The organism is uncultured Gimesia sp. (assembly GCF_937919775.1).
Lineage (GTDB): Bacteria > Planctomycetota > Planctomycetia > Planctomycetales > Planctomycetaceae > Gimesia.
Map to the genome: position 1 here is coordinate 1 of NZ_CALFPF010000739.1, position 18,615 is coordinate 18,615.

The 18,615-nt window shown below is 51.2% G+C and carries 14 protein-coding genes; 6 read left to right on the top strand and 8 right to left on the bottom strand.

Features of this window, described 5'->3' with window-relative positions; translation table 11 throughout:
- Positions 1–737 (top strand): adenylosuccinate synthetase (locus Q0294_RS20895; protein ID WP_299469325.1); only part of this gene is annotated, 737 nt, incomplete at its 5' end.
- Positions 738–781: 44 nt separating this feature from the next.
- Here Q0294_RS20895 and Q0294_RS20900 read toward each other — a convergent pair.
- On the bottom strand, positions 782–1,213 hold the full coding sequence (locus Q0294_RS20900) for an RbsD/FucU domain-containing protein (RefSeq protein WP_299469327.1): 432 nt from the start codon (positions 1,211–1,213) through the stop codon (positions 782–784).
- Positions 1,214–1,475: 262 nt separating this feature from the next.
- Between Q0294_RS20900 and sucC the strand changes: the two genes are divergently transcribed.
- Both sucC and sucD read left to right on the top strand, forming a co-directional pair.
- Positions 1,476–2,663, top strand: a complete 1,188-nt coding sequence (gene sucC / locus Q0294_RS20905) for an ADP-forming succinate--CoA ligase subunit beta (RefSeq protein ID WP_299469329.1) — start codon at positions 1,476–1,478, stop codon at positions 2,661–2,663.
- Between the two features lie 114 nt (positions 2,664–2,777).
- Positions 2,778–3,656: a succinate--CoA ligase subunit alpha gene (gene sucD / locus Q0294_RS20910; protein WP_299469331.1), complete on the top strand. Its 879-nt coding sequence runs from the start codon at positions 2,778–2,780 to the stop codon at positions 3,654–3,656.
- 92 nt (positions 3,657–3,748) lie between these two features.
- On the opposite strand, the gene ndk is transcribed toward sucD, so the two are convergent.
- The 3 genes from ndk to Q0294_RS20925 all read right to left on the bottom strand — a co-directional run bounded on the left by ndk (position 3,749) and on the right by Q0294_RS20925 (position 6,128).
- Entirely contained in the window at positions 3,749–4,216 is a 468-nt protein-coding gene (gene ndk / locus Q0294_RS20915) for a nucleoside-diphosphate kinase (RefSeq protein ID WP_299469333.1), read from the bottom strand.
- Between the two features lie 195 nt (positions 4,217–4,411).
- Positions 4,412–5,590, bottom strand: coding sequence for a glutamine-hydrolyzing carbamoyl-phosphate synthase small subunit (gene carA, locus Q0294_RS20920; protein WP_299469335.1), 1,179 nt, complete (start codon positions 5,588–5,590; stop codon positions 4,412–4,414).
- Positions 5,591–5,732: 142 nt separating this feature from the next.
- A complete protein-coding gene (locus Q0294_RS20925; protein WP_299469337.1) occupies positions 5,733–6,128 on the bottom strand; it encodes a metalloregulator ArsR/SmtB family transcription factor in 396 nt (131 codons plus the stop codon).
- 446 nt (positions 6,129–6,574) lie between these two features.
- On the opposite strand from Q0294_RS20925, the gene Q0294_RS20930 reads away from it, so the two are divergent.
- Positions 6,575–7,345 carry an SDR family oxidoreductase gene (locus Q0294_RS20930; protein ID WP_299469339.1) on the top strand — a complete coding sequence of 257 codons (771 nt, stop codon included), beginning with the start codon at positions 6,575–6,577 and terminating at the stop codon, positions 7,343–7,345.
- A 29-nt stretch (positions 7,346–7,374) separates the two neighbouring features.
- Here the strand turns inward: Q0294_RS20930 and Q0294_RS20935 are convergent, their stop codons facing one another.
- Positions 7,375–8,283, bottom strand: coding sequence for an alpha/beta hydrolase (locus Q0294_RS20935; RefSeq protein ID WP_299469342.1), 909 nt, complete (start codon positions 8,281–8,283; stop codon positions 7,375–7,377).
- 121 nt (positions 8,284–8,404) lie between these two features.
- On the opposite strand from Q0294_RS20935, the gene Q0294_RS20940 reads away from it, so the two are divergent.
- Complete coding sequence (locus tag Q0294_RS20940) at positions 8,405–9,202, top strand: sialate O-acetylesterase (protein ID WP_299469344.1); 798 nt, start codon at positions 8,405–8,407, stop codon at positions 9,200–9,202.
- An 88-nt stretch (positions 9,203–9,290) separates the two neighbouring features.
- On the opposite strand, the gene Q0294_RS20945 is transcribed toward Q0294_RS20940, so the two are convergent.
- Both Q0294_RS20945 and Q0294_RS20950 read right to left on the bottom strand, forming a co-directional pair.
- A complete protein-coding gene (locus Q0294_RS20945; protein ID WP_299469346.1) occupies positions 9,291–10,766 on the bottom strand; it encodes a DUF1501 domain-containing protein in 1,476 nt (491 codons plus the stop codon).
- 89 nt (positions 10,767–10,855) lie between these two features.
- Positions 10,856–14,065, bottom strand: coding sequence for a DUF1553 domain-containing protein (locus Q0294_RS20950; RefSeq protein ID WP_299469347.1), 3,210 nt, complete (start codon positions 14,063–14,065; stop codon positions 10,856–10,858).
- Between the two features lie 594 nt (positions 14,066–14,659).
- On the opposite strand from Q0294_RS20950, the gene Q0294_RS20955 reads away from it, so the two are divergent.
- Positions 14,660–16,051 carry an RtcB family protein gene (locus Q0294_RS20955; RefSeq protein WP_299469349.1) on the top strand — a complete coding sequence of 464 codons (1,392 nt, stop codon included), beginning with the start codon at positions 14,660–14,662 and terminating at the stop codon, positions 16,049–16,051.
- A gap of 65 nt (positions 16,052–16,116) precedes the next feature.
- Here the strand turns inward: Q0294_RS20955 and Q0294_RS20960 are convergent, their stop codons facing one another.
- The gene (locus tag Q0294_RS20960; RefSeq protein WP_299469351.1) at positions 16,117–18,552 is read right to left on the bottom strand and encodes a family 10 glycosylhydrolase; all 2,436 of its coding nucleotides are present in this window, start codon (positions 18,550–18,552) and stop codon (positions 16,117–16,119) included.
- Between the last annotated feature and the right edge of the window lie 63 nt (positions 18,553–18,615).

The window sequence follows — 18,615 nt, forward strand, 5'->3', positions numbered from 1 at the left end:
TAAGTGTCGACGCAATCTATGAAGAATATTCTGAATATGCTGAAAAACTGAAGCCGCATGTCGTCGATACGAATGCCTACCTGTTGAATGCGGTGGCAGAGAACAAAAAAATTCTGTTCGAAGGCGCACAGGGAAGTTTGCTCGATATCGATCATGGTACATTTCCTTACGTGACGTCCTCTAACAGTTCCGGCTGCGGCATTCACAATGGAAGTGGCGTCTCCGAACGCTACATCGATAAGATGATTGGCGTCGTGAAGGCCTATACTACACGCGTTGGCGGTGGTCCCTTCGTCACTGAATTGCACGACAGTATCGGACAGCGGATTCGTGATGTGGGTAATGAATACGGAACCGTCACCGGCCGTCCCCGCCGCTGCGGCTGGTTCGACGCCGTCGCGACCCGTTACGGGGCAAATATCAGTGGCGTAGATTGTATCGCCGTGATGCTGCTGGACGTTTTAAGCGGACTGGGTGAATTGAAAATTTGCGAAGCCTACGATGTGAATGGTACGCAGGTCACCGATTTTCCGAGTCATATCCTTGATCTGGAACAGGCCAGGCCCGTGTATCGTTCGATCCCAGGCTGGCAGGAAGATATCACGGGGATCCGCCGCATGGAAGATCTACCGGAAAATGCAATTGCTTATATCAAAGCCATTGAAGAAATTATCGGCAAACCGGTTGAGATCGTATCCGTCGGCCCTGACCGTGAGCAGACGATTCTGTTGAAGTAGTCTGCTCCGGAAGTCGACAGCACTGAGTTTTGCTGTTTGAATCACTAGCCAACAACCACGCCTTTTTTGAGAATCAGGTTGGCATACAGGGCGGTTTCACTGGTGGCGATAATCGCGTAGGCGTTTCTGGCCCGTTCGTAAAATTCGAAGCGTTCGATTTTTTCCAGTTCAAAACTTCGGCTGTCATGCTGGCGAATGAGTCGGCGATAGGTTTCCCAGATGGGTGGTTCAGCAGCTTGATGATCAACGGGATTCATCAGTCCCGCGGGCTGATCGACGAACGTATCGAGCGGAAAGAACTGCAAAATGGCATCCAGAATTTCAGGCACGCCGTGCCCGTCCAGACGGATGATACGCTGGGCGTGGGAGTCTGCCGGAAAATTTCCGTCCGCCAGAACGAGATCATCGCCGTGCCCCATGGTCATGAGAGTGTGCATCAGATCGGGAGAGAGAATCGGAGGAATTCCTTTGAGCATCGATTTTGCCTTTGTATTGTGAATGTTTATAGGTCGCCGGCTGCTGGTCTGATTTTGATGGTTCAAAAACCACTTGAATCAGGCAGGCAGACTGGATTTCTATTATGCAGAAATTTTACTGCGAAGGCGAGGATGGCTTGCTGGATAAGCTGTCGCGAACCCGTTATGATGGCCTGAGTTCAAGCTGTGGGCTCAACACGTTTTTTGAATCGCCGCCTTCTCTAATTGGCAGCAAATTTTCAGGAGAAAGTCTGAAAAATCAATGAAAATTCACGAATATCAGGCCAAACAGTTATTTCGGGAAGTCGGGATTCCCGTACCTGAGGGGATTGTTGCGAAAACCGTAGACGAAGCGGTGGCCGCATTTGAGAAACTGGATCGCCCGCTGGTGGTCGTGAAGTCTCAAATCCATGCAGGTGGCCGCGGAAAAGGACGTTTTATCGAATATCCGGATCAACCCGGAGTGGTTCTCGCACGATCAGCAGAGGAAGTGCGTGAGAACGCCGAACGCATGCTGGGCTCCACGCTGGTCACGATTCAGACCGGTCCCGAAGGCAAGCAGGTCAACACCCTGTTTATCGAGCAGGGGCTGGATATTGCGAAAGAGCTTTATCTGGGCTGCGTAGTGGACCGTGAAGTAGGTGGGCCTGTTCTGATTCTCTCAACCGAAGGGGGAATGGAAATTGAAGTGGTCGCCCATGAGAGTCCTGAGAAGATTCTGAGCGAGCCGTTTTCAATTCACACCGGATTGCTTGGTTTCCAGGCGCGAAAACTGGCGTTCAAGCTGGGTATGGAAGGAAAAACTGTTCGTAGTGCTGAAAAGTTTCTCTGCCAGCTCAGCCGCTTTTTCATCGACAACGACTGCAGCATGACTGAGATTAACCCGCTGGTAATCACCGGCGATGGTGATCTGGTGGCGCTGGATGCGAAAGTCACGTTTGATGACAATGCGATGTTTCGTCACAAGCGTTTTGACGAACTCCGTGATTTGAGTGAAGAAGACCCGTTTGAAGTAGATGCGGGTAAAGCGGGATTGAGCTACGTCAAGCTGGAAGGAAACATCGGTTGTCTCGTGAACGGTGCCGGTCTGGCAATGAGCACGATGGACCTGATTAAATATCATGGCGGAGAGCCCGCGAACTTCCTGGATGTAGGAGGCGGAGCAAACGTCGATCAGGTATCGGAAGCATTTCGTATCATTCTGGCTGACGAAAATGTGAAAGCGGTCCTGGTGAATATCTTTGGCGGGATTATGAAGTGCGACACGATCGTGACTGCTTTGCTGGAAGCTTACGAAAAGGTCGGATTCACGGTTCCGCTGGTAGTGCGTCTGGAAGGGACGAATGTGGATGTCGCCCGTAAGATGCTGGCTGAAAGCGGACGGGATATTATCTCGGCAACAGATTTAACAGATGCTGCTCAGAAGGTGGTCGCCACTTTAAGTTCGTAGGCGACAGAGGTCTTCTGAAACCTCAGCAGGCCAAGATAATTTGACGTGGTTGTTTTGCAAAAAACGATCTTAGCCATCTTTTAAAAAACATATTTCCCGCAAGGGCGAAACATTATGAGTATTTTAGTTACAGAAAAGACACGCGTCATTTGCCAGGGGATTACTGGCAAGTCGGGCCTGTTTCACAGCCAGCAATGCCGCGAATATGGCACACCCATGTTAGGCGGAGTGACTCCCGGAAAAGGGGGAACCGAGGTCGATGGGTTTCCCGTTTTTAATACTGTGGAAGAAGCCGTTGAAAAGACAGGCGCCAATACGAGTTTGATTTTCGTGCCACCACCTTTTTGCGGCGAAGCAATTATGGAAGCCGCTGATGCAGGTATGGAGTTGATTATCGCCATCACCGAAGGCGTGCCTGTGTTTGACATGGTACGGGTGATGGAATATCTCAAGGGTAAAAAAAGCCGTCTGATCGGACCTAACTGTCCGGGAGTGATCACACCTGGCATCGCCAAAATTGGCATCATGCCCGGCTATATCCATACGCCCGGTTCCGTCGGATTGATCAGCAAGAGTGGAACACTGACTTACGAAGCAGCCTGGCAGTTGGGAAATGTCGGCCTGGGTCAAACCACGGCTGTGGGAATTGGCGGCGATCCGATTATTGGCACGACTTTCATTGACCTGCTGGAACTGTTCGAGAATGATCCCGCTACGGAATCGATCATGTTGATCGGTGAAATCGGCGGAACAGCGGAAATTGAAGCGGCCGAATACATCAAAGCACATGTCACCAAACCGGTGGCTGGTTTTATCGCCGGTAAAACGGCGCCTCCCGGAAAACGGATGGGACACGCTGGTGCAATCATCAGCGGGGGAAGCGGAACCGCAGACGAAAAGATCGCAGCTCTCGAAGCAGCTGGTGTTGTCGTGGCAGAAAGCCCTGCCGACATGGGTGCGGCTGTCAAACGTGCGATTGAAGCGGCTGCTTGAGCTGTTTTGATTGACGAAATATAAAAAGAAAAGGGCAACCAGATTAGCCGGTTGCCCTTTTTTTATTGCGTCACTCAGTGGGTTCGCTAAGTTTATTTTTCATCGTCCGCACAAACCCACTCGCCGAGCGAGGTGGCATAGTCGACCAGTTCTTCGGGCTTGAAGTAGATTTTGATTTCCCGAACGGCTGCTTCAGGTCCATCGCTGCCGTGAACCAGATTCATCTGACGGCTGACACCATAATCACCGCGAATGGTTCCCGGTGCCGATTCGCGACCGTTGGTGGAACCCATCATCAGCCGTACGGTGGATACCGCTTCAGGACCTTCTGCCACAATCGCGACAACGGGGCCTGATGTAATGAATTCTTCGAGCAGTGGATAAAACGGTTTTGTTACATGCTCGGCATAATGCTCGGCGGACAATTCTTTTGTAACCTGCAGCAATTTCAGTCCGATGATTTTCAGACCTTTGTTTTCAAAGCGGGATAACAGACTTCCCGCCAGACGACGCTGCATCGCATCGGGTTTGATCAGAATTAATGTTCGTTCGAGTGCCATGTGAATTTCTTTCTCTATTGTCTGTAAGGATGGGAGCAGTCGAATTTTTGACCGGCTCACGATGAATGTGTCTGCTTTAAAGTGCGGGATTTTCGTCAGGAGGGAGCTGTCTTTTACGGAGGCCACACGCCTCTTCAAATTGAAATGAAATTCTCCCTTCATTTCAAGCCTGAATTGCCAATCGAATGGAAACGATCAGGAAGAAACCTTAGCCCGGCTGATGCTTTCGTAGAATTGTTTAAACAGATAATGGCTGTCATGCGGGCCCGCTGATGCTTCCGGGTGGTATTGCACACTGAATGCGGAATACGTTTTGTGCCGCAGGCCGGCAACCGTATTATCATTCATGTTTATGTGAGTGATTTCCACGTCGGCGGGCATCGATTCCGGATCGATGGCAAATCCATGATTCTGGGAGGTGATTTCTACCTGCCCGGTGTCATGGTTGACGACCGGCTGATTTGCGCCCCGGTGTCCGAATTTGAGTTTGAACGTTTTACAGCCGCAGGCCAGACCGAGTAGCTGATGTCCCAGGCAGATTCCAAAAATCGGGACTTTGCCGAGCAGGGAACGAATCGTTTCGATGGCGTAAGTCAACGGTTCGGGATCGCCTGGACCGTTCGAAAGGAAAACGCCGTCCGGATCTAAATCCAGGACGTCTTGTGCGGTACAGTTTCCAGGCAGGATGGTGACTCTACATCCCAATTGTTTCAAATGCCGTGGAATATTAAATTTCATTCCATAGTCAATCGCGACAATATGAAAGGAATTTTCAACGGTGTATTCGGTTTCTGACAGGCTGGTTAAACTTTGACTGGCGAAAGCATGCGTCGAACTGCTGTGCGCCAGCGGATGTAGGCCTTCCGTCCATTCCTGCGATGATTTGGGAATGACCTGACTGACTAAATCCTGTCCGACAAGCTGGGGGCTGCTTTGTGCTTTTTTCACCAGTGATTCGTCGTCGAGATCTTGTGTTGAAAGCACTCCGGTCATCGCACCTTGAGTGCGAATTTTTCGGACCAGGGCGCGAGTATCGATGCCCTGCAAACCGATGACGCCGGCTGCTTTGAGGTATTCATCCAGAGTCTGGGTCGAGCGATAATTGCTGGGGATTTCGCAAAGCTCGCGTACAATGAAGCCTTGCAGGGCAATTCCCGCTGATTCCACATCTTCCGGCACAATCCCGTAATTGCCGATTTGTGGATAGGTCATGGTGACAATTTGTCCGCAGTAGGAAGGGTCGGTCAGGATTTCCTGATAACCGGTCATGCTCGTGTTGAACACAACTTCACCGTGGACTTCCCCGTCCGCACCAAAAGCCGTCCCTGTGAACACACTACCATCGGCAAGGGCTAACTTCGCTGTTTTCTGCATTGTCTACACTGAGTCTCAGATCGTTGAAAAAAAATAGTCAAATCTCTTATGTTTTATCAAAGATGAGCGCAAATAAAAAGAGACCGGCAATAGATGGCCGGCCTCTTCGATGGATTTTTCTGAATTGGTCCCCAATCGGGAGTCAGCTCACATTTTGTGTCAGGACAAAATTATCAATCCGGATGATATTCTCATCGGGATCGTTAAAACTATTGAACAATTCACCCATAATCGAATGAAAGTGCTCCCGGCAAATTGAGTAAAAATTGTGTTTTCCGTCGCGACGTGCTTCAATCAGGCCGGCATCCCGCAAGAGCGCCAGATGATGGCTGACCGCAGGCTGACTCTGATTCAGCCGTTCGCATAATGCAGTCACAAATAATTCTTCTTCCTGGGCCAGATACAGCATGATTCGCAGTCGTGTCTCGTCAGACAGCAACTTAAATACCTTAACTAAGTTCTTTTCAAGATGATCTGGCAGCGTGGGGAATCGCTGGGTTGACCGTTCCTGGGGCGGCTCCACAAGATTTGTGGCCATATTAGTAGTTTCCTTTTTTAAATTCATGCAAAAGAGCTCTTTTTAAACCGTCGCTTATTTTCAGCGACCGGCCTGTGGGGCATAATTAGTACGTTCCAAACACGTGAATCGTGGGGGAAAGTTAATCACAAAAACAAGCAGCCAACCGCTGGCCATACCAACCTTTTACTACTTTTTGGCCCAAAATCGCCTGTAATACATGGCGCGCAGATCAAAGCTGAATTACTGACTCAACTACTACTTGTATTGTTTGCCAGACAGGCGAAAGATGTGAGGTAGGGGAGACGCTGCGTTTTTTTACTAACTCAGAACGCTCCCTCAATTCGATGGCAATTATGGTAGTGCTCTGCCCAGTCGTCAACTAGTATTTATCCAGTTTATCCAATTATTCAAGAAATAACATGTATTGAGTTTACTTAACTATAAACTGATATTGGAGTTATGTAGTGTCTGTATCTTCGTTCTGTGATTTGTCCGGCATGAAAGCCCTGGTGACTGGTTCTTCTTCAGGCATAGGTAAGGCAATCGCTGTCGCGCTGGCCGAGGGGGGCGCTGATGTACTGGTTCATTATCGGAATTCGGCGGGTGAGGCTCAGGCAGTCGTCCAGCAAATTCAGGAGCGAGGCCGAAAATCGGCAGTTATTTCAGCAGATCTTTCAAACCAGGAAAATTATTCCGCATTCATCGAGAGCGCATTTCAGGAATGGGGTGCATTGGACATTTGGGTGAATAATGCCGGCGTAGATTTATTGACGGGAGCCGACTCCAAACTGGAATACGGTCACAAGCTGGAAAAACTGTTTGAGGTTGATGTACGGGGGACTGTGCTTTTATCCCGCGAAGTCGGTCAACGCATGCAGCAACAGGGAACCGGCTGCATTCTGAATATTGGCTGGGATCAATCGGATCGCGGAATGGAAGGGGACAGCGGTGAATTATTTGCGGCGAGCAAAAACGCCATCATGGGTTTCAGCCGTTCATTAGCAGTCTCGTTAGCGCCAGATGTGCGCGTAAACTGTATTGCCCCCGGCTGGATCCTGACCGCCTGGGGGGGAAAAGCGAGCGAGTTCTGGCAGGAACGGGTCAGACAGGAGACCCCGATGAAATGCTGGGGGAAGCCGGAAGATATTGCCAATATGGCCCGTTTTCTATGCAGCCACGAAGCCGCTTATATTACCGGGCAGGTGATTAACGTCAATGGGGGCGCCGTTCGCTGATTGTTTTTCAGGCGGGTTCAGTAACGATGTTATTTTTTCGGCCCGAGATACCCCAGGGACGTCAGGAACTGATCCAGTTTTTCGATGGTTGAGTCGTAGTTTTTTTTGTTTTTAGTCAGATTGAAAAAACCGTGTCCCTGATCTTTGTACGCGACGAGTTCACAGCGGTTTCCCTGTTGTTGCATCTGTTCTGTAAATCGTTCAACATTTTCAAAGAGAACGGTGGTATCAGCCGTGCCATGAAAAATGATGGTGGGGGGCAGATTCTTCCGTATGAAATGGAGGGGCGAAATTTCCTTGCAGCGTTCGCCGAGTTGTTTCGGGCCCCCTTTCCAACCGGTTTCGGTGGTGTCGACCACCGGGTTGAACAAGGCCATCGCGTTGGGGACGGATGAAATCTGTTTTTTTTCGTCGGGTTCTTCAAAACCGATGACGGTTCCCGTGCAGGCGGCAACGTGGCCTCCCGCCGAGCCGCCGCCGGCGACGATTCGGTTCGGGTCAACGCCCAGTTCGGCTGCGTGTTGACGAATCCAACGCACGGCAGATTTTCCGTCGGCGACACATTCGAAGGGGGTTGTTTTGTGTTTGGATTTGATGCGATATTCGGCAGAGCAGGCGACCATACCTTTGGATGCGAGGTGTTTGCAGTGCGGTTCAAACTGGCTGGGATTGCCGCCGGTCCAGCCACCACCAAAAAAGAAAACGATTGCAGGGCGGGAATCTCCCGGCTGCCAGTCTTCCGGTTTAAAAATGTTGAGATGCAGGTCGCCTTGTTCTGTTGATTTATAGACTTTGAATTCAGCGTCTTTTAAAGGTTTCCAGTCTTTGCTTGTCGCATCACGTTTTTTATCAGCCGCTTCCAGTGATGTCGTTGAGGACAGACCGAACAGACAAAATATGAGAAAAAGAATGAGTGCTTGTTGCGCTTTCGAATTCATGTTGCTGATGTTCCTTCAAAAAAACTGGAAGCCGGTTACTTGATGTCGAATCAGGTCTCCCTCTATAGTAAATGATTGCTTGATGAAAATATCTCTCCATTTCCAACTGGAATGCCAAAAAATGAAAATTAAATCGATTTTGAGTGTCGCCTTGTTTATGAGTGTGTTTGCTGTTCCGTGTTCGTTACGCGCTGAGGAAAAAGCAGCCAGGTTGCCCGCTAAGGAAAATTTTCACATCTATCTGCTCATCGGGCAGTCGAACATGGCCGGACGCGGTAAAGTCGATCCTGCGACGAATCAGCCGCATCCTCGAGTTTTGAAGCTCGATCAAAACGGAAACTGGGTTCCTGCGACCGATCCATTACACTTTGATAAACCGAAGATTGCCGGTGTGGGACCCGGATCAGGATTTGGTCCCGCAATAGCAGACGCGTCTCCCGATGTGACAATTGGACTGATTCCCGCAGCCGTCGGAGGAACGCCTCTCAGTCGGTGGGTGAAAGGGGGTGATCTTTATGAGCGTGCTGTCAAACTGGTAAAGCAAAACCAGCAGTACGGCGTGATCAAGGGCGCGATCTGGCATCAGGGGGAAGGCGATTCTTCCAACCCGGAACTGTATAACACCTACCAGAAGCGGCTGGCCACGATGATTGCGGATTTACGGGCCGATCTCAACACGCCGGACCTGCCGTTTGTGATGGGCGAACTCGGAGAATTTTTCACTCGACCCGGGGCGGGCACAGTCAATGGTGCGTTCCATGCCATTTCGAAAGAAGTGCCTGTCACCGGGGTGGCTTCTTCCAAGGGCCTGCCTGCGAAAAGTGATCAGGTTCATTTTAATGCGGCAGCGGAACGGGAATTCGGTAAACGTTACGCGGCGCAGATGCTGCAATTACAAAAGAAAGCGGCACAGAAATAATTCTTTCCGCAACGCTGTTCGAAATACAAAACGGATCGCCAGCTGCTTCAGGCTGGCGATCCGTTATTCTTACAGACATGAGTTGCAATTAAGCTAAAATTTCTTTGACGGGGTGATGATCTTCTACCCCTGTCAGACGTTGGTCGAGTCCCTGGAATTTATAACTGAGTTTTTTATGATCAATTCCCAGGCACTGGAGAATGGTTGCATTGAACTCATGAATGTGAACGGGATTCTCGACAATGTTATAGCTGAAATCATCTGTCGTGCCATGCACGATTCCTTTTTTGATCCCGCCACCCGCCATCCAGATGGTGAAGCAGCGTGGGTGATGGTCGCGACCGTAATTTTCCCGAGTCAATGCTCCCTGGCAGTAAACAGTTCGACCAAATTCTCCGCCCCAGACAACCAGCGTGTCATCCAGCAGGCCGCGTTGTTTCAGGTCTTTGACCAGTGCGGCGGCGGGCTGGTCGATGTCTTTACATTGCTTGGGCAAATCGCCGGCGATGTTGGCATGCTGGTCCCAGCCGCGGTGGAAGATTTGTGAGAACCGTACGCCCCGTTCCGCCATGCGACGGGCCAGCAGGCAGTGATAGGCGAAGGTGCCCGGCTTATGGACTTCAGGTCCATACATGTCGAGAGTGGCTTTGGTCTCTTTGGAAATGTCGGTCAGTTCGGGGACAGACGTCTGCATGCGAAAAGCCATTTCGTATTGAGAAATCCGCGTTTGAATTTCCGGATCGCCGATGGCGTTGAATTCGTTTTGATTGATTTCTGCCAGAGTATCCAGCATGCGCCGCCGCAATTTTGAGGAAACGCCGGGAGGGTTGGAAAGAAACAGTACAGGGTCCCCTTTCGAACGCAGTGAAACCCCCGCGTATTTACTGGCCAGAAATCCGCTGCCCCACAGTCGATTATAAAGTGCCTGAGCCTGCTGGCGTCCGGACCAGGTCGAGGTCAGCACAACAAATGAGGGAAGATTTTCATTCATCGATCCCAGGCCATAACTCAACCAGGAACCAAGACTGGCGCGGCCGGGGAGTTGGTTGCCCGTGCAGATATAAGTGATGGCGGGGTCATGGTTGATGGCTTCGGTCCAGATGGAGCGGACAATCGCGATGTCTTTCACGATGCCGGCGGTGTGCGGCAGGAGTTCACTGACCCAGGCCCCTTCGGAGCCGTTGTCGTATTTTTGAAATTTGAATTTGGAAGGAGCGAGCGGAAAACGGGCTTGCCCTGAGGTCATCGTGGTCAGTCGCTGGCCTTTGCGAACTTCTTCTGGCAGATCTTTATCAAACAGCGCGTCCAGGCCTGGCTTATAGTCGAGCGTATCAAGCTGGGAAGGAGAACCAGCCATGAACAGATAGATGGCGCGTTTGGCTTTGGGAGCAAAATGTGGTACTCCCGGCAGTCCTCCAGTTGCATTCGCTTCAGAAGATGCCGCCTGTGTTATCCGGTTGCCCGATTCCAGAGAGGCCAGAGCCGCAGTGCCCAAACCTACGCCGCCGGTCTTGAAAAAATGGCGTCGAGTGATTTGTGAGAGATGTTCCTGAATGGGATTCATGACATTACCTTAACTTTTTTATTGATACTGTTTGGGACTTTCAGTTGTGTCCCGAATTCGTTCAGTCGAAGCTTTCCTCATCAATGTGATCAGTTTTTGCTGAGCACTTCATCCAGATTCAGAACCAGGTTGGCAACCATCGTCCAGGCCGCCAGTTCCTGTGGATTCAAAGCGGCATCAGGCTTGGATTCGCCGACGGCAATCAATTCTGTCGCTGCCTTCGGGTCTGACTGATAATGTGACAGCATATCTTTAAACGTATTCAACGTGAGTGTCAGGTTTTCCGGAGCCATCGGTTTGGCTGTCGCCAGTTTGTAAGCAAACTGGATGCGTTCTTCCGGAGTTTTGCCGCCTTCTTTCATCATGCGCTCACCAAGTGCCCGCGCTGCTTCCAGATATTGCGGGTCATTCAACAGCAACAATGCCTGCAGTGGTGTGTTGGTACGTTCCCGGCGCATGGTACAGGCTTCACGACTGGGGGCATCGAAGGTGGACATCTCCGGTGGGGGGGAGGTCCGTTTCCAGAATGTGTATAAGCCGCGACGGAAAACTTTGTCCGCACCTGAGTCTTTTGTAAAACGGACCGTGTTCGAACCGGAATAACCGACGGCGAACCAGAGTCCGTCAGGTTGAGGCGGTTTGACACTGGGACCGCCGATGGTGGGTACCAGCAGGCCACTCACTGCCAGCGCCTGATCGCGGAGCGTTTCTGCGTCCAGACGGAAACGCGGTCCGCGTGCAAGCAGGCGGTTTTTCGGATCTTTCTTGTAAAGTGCAGGGGTTACGTTCGAGCTTTGCCGATACGCGGCTGACATTAAGAGTTGTTTCATAAAGCGTTTCACGTCCCAGTGATGTTCCTGGAAGTCGACCGCCAACCAGTCCAGCAGTTCGGGATGACTGGGATTCGCGCCCTGGTTGCCAAAGTCTTCGCTGGTTTCGACAAGGCCGATGCCAAACAGTTGCTGCCAGAAACGGTTCACGGCAACGCGCGCGGTCAGGGGATGACTGGGAGCGACCAGCCATTTCGCAAGTCCCAGACGGTCGACGGGCCATTCGGCTGCCATCTGCGGGAATTGCGCGGGGGTTTTTCTGGCAACTTTCTCCCCTTTCTGATCATACTGCCCTCGTTTCAAATCGAAAGCTTCTTTGATCTCTTTTCGTTCACGGAAGACGAGTGTCGTGGGCAGCGACTGAGTCAGTCGATCTTCCTGGGCATTGACCTGAACTTTCTTTGCCAGCAGCTTGCGGTATTCGGAATCGAACTGATTCAAATAGTATTGCCGCAATAAATCGTTCTGCTGAGGCGTGCGTTTGTCAACAGCCAGTTGCAGGACCGGCGAGATCTGATTGTCAAAGAAAACCTGATTGACTTCGGTTTCCGAAAGCTCATGATCGTAAATGCGAAATTCATCAACGAATCCGTTGGTCAAATGCGCGTTTGAACTGGAATGTCCTAACCGGAGAGTGGCTGAGTTCAACGGTGTCGTATCTTTGAACGAGTCAGAGGAAATTGTCAGCTCGGACGATTTACCATCGATGTACAGCGCGACCCCGTGCGCTTTGGCTGAACCGTCGTAAGTCACACAAACGTGGTGCCACTGGTTGGGATTGATTTCGTTGTTTTTCGTTTGAACCTGCACGGCGTAACCAGGCCACCGGTCGATGAGTCTGAGACTGAGGCTGCGGTTCGTGATCTGCAGATCATAGCCGCGTTCCCGTGAATTGGGATTGAGACTCGAAACAATGGGGCCGGAAGTCGCACCATCGGTTTTCACCCAGATGGCGAAGCTGAAGGGAGCGCCTTTATCGAACTGACCAGTTTTTCCCAGGTCCAGATAATTGCCGGGAGCAAACTGAAAGCCGTTCGCAAATTTGCCGGCCACCCAGTTTGGTTTGCCTTTGACCGTCGCATTATTTTTCGGGTTCACCTGATTGACAGCGTTTGTGCCTTCTTTTTCATCAAGCGTATAAGCTGACAGTAATCCGCCCGGTTGAGGAATCGAAAGGTCGGGGTTACTGCCGGTTTGCTGAACTTGTTGCTTCCATGTTAACCAGGCCTGAAAAGCCGGTTCATTGATTTTGGTTCTGCTTTCGCCTTGTTTTTCAATTTCTGCAAGCTGGTCTTGATAAGTTTGCAGCTGTTTTGACTGCTCTGCGTTGGGAACTCTTAATGAGGGGGGCGAATCCTTGATGTTGCCGTCCATGGCTGGACCGTCGAGATTATTGAAGAAGGCGAACATCTGGTAAAATTCTGTTTTCGTAAAGGGATCAAATTTATGATCATGGCAGACTGCGCATCCCAGGGTTAACCCCATGAAGGCCTGGCCGGTCGTTTCAACGCGGTCGATGACATTCCGGACATAAACTTCTTCAGCGATCGAACCCCCTTCATTGGTTGTGACATGACAACGGTTAAAACCGGTCGCGATCTGTTGATCCATTGTGGCGTTCGGGAGTAAATCGCCAGCCAGCTGTTCGATGATAAATTGATCGTAGTGCAGGTTCGTGTTGAAGGCTTTGATGACCCAGTCCCGATAAGGCCACATTTCACGGTAGTTATCAAGGTGCAGACCGTGCGTGTCGCCGTAGCGGGCGATGTCCAGCCAGTAGCGGGCCATATGCTCGCCGTAATGTGTGGATTCCAGCAGTCGATCAATTACCTTTTCATAGGCATTCGGAGACTGATCATTGACGAAGGCTTCCACGTCTTCTGGTTTCGGAGGCAAACCGGTCAGATCGAGTGTGACGCGTCGGATCAGAATTCGTCGGTCGGCTTCAGGTGAAGGGAGCAGTCCTTCTTTTTCCAGTCGTGACAGAATAAATTGATCAACGGGAGTCCGTGCCCAGGTCGTCTGTTTGACGGCTGGAGCAGCAGTTTTTTTCGGTGTCACAAAGGACCAGTGATCCTGCCAGACTGCGCCTTCTTGAATCCAGCGATTTAATAGAGCAATTTCTTCCGGTGTCAGTTTTTTGCCGCTTTCAGCCGGCGGCATCTGGAGGTCGGCGTCGGTCGAAGTGATACGGGTGATGAGCTCACTCTGTTTGACATCGCCGGGCACGATGGCTTTGTGTCCGTCCAGGTCGGCAAAGGCGCCTTCTTTCGTATCAAAGCGCAGGTCGGCTGCCCGTTTTTTGGCATCCGGCCCGTGACATTGAAAACAGTTCTCTGAAAGAATGGAACGAATTTTCGCAGGAGAAACCTGATCGGAATTCTGGGCCTGCACTTGAATGAGTGAGTTGCAGAATAATACAAGAAAGAGAGCAGGAACAAACCGCTTGCTCAAACACACAAGAAGCATGACATTCACCTTCTGGATAGTAATTTTCAAGTGGATGATCAGCCATCTGGAACGGTGGCGTCTCGGGATCAACTTGTCAATGAATCTCTGGTGATACCTGTCCGACCGACAAGCCAAATCAGTTTGCAGCGGCGGTAGCTGAACCACATGGCTCAGCAGGCGGGATGGTAGTGTATTCAGGAACGGAGGAGCATGGCTGAAGTTCCCGAATTCAGGTTCATCTCTTCATTCTAATCACCGTTTCAAGCCTTTGCAAGACGTCGATAATTAGAATTTGACGTATCTTGTTGCGAAGCAAGCCTTTCGGTTTAAGCTGGACTGGCGGAGATCAGAAACAATTATTCTGTTTATAAGGTATTGGAGATATTGATGATCGGCTTTCAGTGAATTGTTTTGTGTCTGGTGGAAGTTGATTACGAACGTTTGTCCGTTTTACGTTGAACGGCAGGTTTTTGTTGGTTCAGAATTGGAATGCTGCTGAAGAACAGGGAACCTGTTCACTCTCCCCGTGTCCACTGAGAACAAATCGTGATAAACTGAAGTTCGGGCAGACAGTGAAGTCTGCCTGCTATTGAAAACAGAGGGAGTAGAGAGATGAACTCTCGACAGTTGCTGAAAATCGGTGTTCCACAATATTGTTTGAAGACCGCCATGACGGCGATTCAACAGGCGGTCGCCGAAAATAAAATTCGTGGAAAAGAATTAAAGGAACGCATCCAGAGCGTGGTGGATCATCCGGAAGACTTTCTGGAAGACCCTGCTTTTGCGCAGCTGGCTTTCGAACTGGTAGATGATAGCCGAGAGGCCGTTTTCGAACCCATCAACTACCAGATTTGGGGTAAGGCTGGTATCGACGAAGGTGCGATCTCACAAATGGAGCTGGCATGCCATGTGCCATTCGCGCGTGGTGCCGCTTTGATGCCTGATGCGCATATCGGCTACGGTCTGCCGATCGGCGGAGTTCTGGCGCTGGAAAATGCTGTGATTCCTTACGCCGTCGGTGTGGACATCGCCTGTCGTATGAAACTGTCGGTGCTGGATCTGCCGGTTGATGCTCTGGATCAGAAACGACATCAGTTTGTAGATGCTCTGAATCGGGGAACGGTATTCGGGGTGGGTGTCGCGCACGAGAAGCGACAGCATCACAGTGTGATGGATCAGGACTGGTCGGTGTCGAAAGTGACCCGGGAGAAGAAAGACAGAGCCTGGAAGCAACTGGGTTCATCGGGTTCCGGGAATCATTTCGTGGAATTTGGTGTATTGACGTTTGCAGAAGATGATGCAGAACTTGGTTTGGCGGCGGGCGAATATGTGGCGCTGTTGAGCCATAGTGGAAGCCGGGGCGTCGGTGCTGCGGTGTGCAGTACGTATTCTTCCATCGCACAAGCGCGATTACATCGACGATATCAGAAACTGGGACGTCTGGCCTGGCTGGAGATGGACTCGGAAGCAGGGCAGGAATACTGGGCGGCGATGAATCTGATGGGTGATTACGCGGCTGCGAACCATGCAATCATCCACAAAAATGTGTCCGAACTGCTGGGAAGCAAAGTGATTTCCGGTGTGGAGAATTATCATAATTTTGCCTGGAAGGAAGTGCATGGTGGAAAAGAAGTTTACGTGCATCGCAAGGGGGCAACTCCGGCGGCGGCGGGAGAACTGGGTGTGATTCCCGGTTCGATGGCCGATCCGGCGTTTGTGGTGCGTGGAAAAGGAAATCCGGCGAGCCTGAATTCCGCGTCGCATGGTGCGGGGCGTTGTATGTCTCGTACCAAAGCCAAGGAGAAATTTCGCTGGAATGCAGTACGGAATGACCTGGCAAAACGAGGGATCACCGTGATTTCTGCTGGAGCGGATGAAGTTCCGGGAGTGTATAAAAACATCATGGAAGTCATGGCGGAACAGCAGGATCTGGTGGAGATCATCGCACGGTTCAATCCGAAGATCGTGAAAATGTGCGGCGACGGAAGCCGTGCTGAAGACTGACTCGTTTAGAAATCAGAGCAGGCAGGTGAGAACATTGTTTCTGACCTGCCTGTTTTTATGGTCTGCTATTTTTTCACACGATGCGTGGGGACTGCTTTGACTTTTCCGGCGCTCATTTTAAAGTCGGGAACAATACTGGAAAGCGTTTGCGGATTGAGGCTGAAGACGGTGAAGCCGCCCGTTTTGAGTTGCCGTGTCATATCAACCTGTCCCAGCACCCGGTCGCTGCTCAAGGTGGTGCGCGTGGAGAGGGCACCGATTCCCGGGTAGATGGGAATACTGCCGGCGAGGTGTTTCTGCTGGTCTTCGATCCAGATTTTAAATTGCGTGTCGTTATCGGTGTAATCCATCGGGCAGATGAAATCGAGATAACCGCGTTTGGCCCAGAGCGGCCAGTCCTGCGCGACCCATTCGCGGCAGTCGGGGTATTCGCGGAAGACGGCTGCCGATATTTTAATTCCCGGTCGAATCTTACGGGCTTCGCGCTGGACCGTTTCCACCAGTCGCGTGATCTGAGCGGCACGCCAGTCCCGGTACTGGCTTTTCAGTTTGCCGTTGTAGCAGTCGCTGGGCCAGTTCTGAACTTTGACGCCAGTGTCGGCTTCGAATTTTTTGCGACTATAATCGCTGTAACAGTGACGATCATTCGGGTAGCGGATGTAATCGAAGTGAATGCCATCGACGGGATACTTTTTCACAACTTCCAGCATGCTGTCGACTTCCAATTGAAAGTTTTCCGGGTGAGCCGGGTTGAGCCAGTCGGAAGGTTCCCCACTCACACTGACCTGTGTCCGGCCGGCGTCCCGCATTTTTTTGACGAACGCTTCGGGCGCGGTAGAGAGATTATGATTGACTTTCCAGACATGGACTTCCAGACCATGTTGGCGGGCGGCTTTAAGGCATTGCTCAATTTGGTCGCCGTACGTTTCATATGTCTGGCTGCGAGGTAGTACATCGCTGGGATAATGCGCGAGCCCTCCCCAGAGCATGTTCGGGATGATCATATTAAAACCGGCGTCAGCCAGTTCTTTGCAGGTACGATTCCAATCACCGGGATAGGGGCCCGTTGGTGAGTGATCCCAGACGGCACGGGCTTCCTGCGGGAGGCTGGCGCGAGTGAGCAGATAGATTTTAACCCGTTTTTCACGACAGGCGCGGGCAAACGGAATCGATTGAAATGCCTGATTCTGTTTCAGCAGGCGTTTGGCCTGCTCCAGAGCCACGTTTGTTTGGTCGAGATCGCGGGCCGCTAATTCGCGGCTTGCCTGTGGCGTCACCGTCGAAACAATGTGCTGTCTCAGATCGGTAAAGGTTTGAAAAGGACCCACGTGATCGGCCTGTTGAATGGTGGCTTCGGCGATGGAATGCCAGAGCTTCGGTTGAAAGTGGCCCATGATGGCTGTGAGCAGTGCCTGCTTGTTGACGGGGTCATCGCCCAAAATCAGATGGCTGAAGTACGCGCCACGATCACTGACAATTAATGCCGGCTTTCCCGTCGGTTTTCCTGTTTCATCGATCCACTCGCCGACAACACGGGCACCATGGCCTGTTGGCATCGCAGTCACCAGATTCCAGGACGCCTGTTTCACTTCGGTTGGAAGTCCCTGGATTTTTGCGTCTTTAAGTCGAATGGCGGCGAGTGCCCCCGGCATCTCCGGCTTGAAGTAACTCCCTTTTTTGATCCCCAGATTTTTTTCCAGAGCAGGCGGGATATTAAAATTCAGGAAAACTTTACCTCCCTGTTCCATGAACTGGTTTATCGTAGTACAAGCTTTGGTTGAGATGTTGGGGTTAAAGGGCAGGATCGCGACTGATCGCTTACCCAGAGAGGGGGTGGTCAGTTCCGATTCACTGATGCGGTCACATTGAATTCCCGCAGTCTGCAGAAGATTTTCGATGCGATCTGCCGCGGCAAATGTGTTCTGCTCTTTTTCCTGCAGGCTCAGATCCGGGACGATGATCACGATCTCATTTGTAATGGCTTTCAAATCACGTAACTGAAACAGGGCATCCGGTTCCGTGTCAGACTCCCGCCAGACGACGAGCCGGATTGCTTCGATCTTGTTCCAACCTGCGGGCTTGTCTTCAGGGCGAAAGTCGCTTTTGAGAAACCGGAGTGTCTGCCACTCGTGTCCTTTCACGCGCGCGGATGTGGAATACCAGCCGGGACCACTTTTGAAGTAGAGGCTGAGTTGATGATTGCTGTTGGGGGCATCCGGTTTGACATCGAGCGTGAAGACACCGGGGGAGGTGAGATCGAGACTCACGCGTTTGTCCATACCGGCACGGGACATCTCGCGATTCGAGGAAAAGGGAGCTGAGAGCAGCAGGACATTCTTTTCGCCCACCTGCTGCACGGCGACCGGGAGCGTTCCCTTCAGTTCCTGCCAGGATTTTCTGGCTTCCGAGGACGATTTGTAATTGAAATCATCCAGAACGGTTTCCGTACCGCTTGAAAAGCCGACAGTGAGTAGAATGAGATAGGTGAGTTGCTGAAGCATCGCATACCTGCCATTGGAACAGAAAATTATATCGCGAAATAAGTACTGCTAGTTTTATCTGTT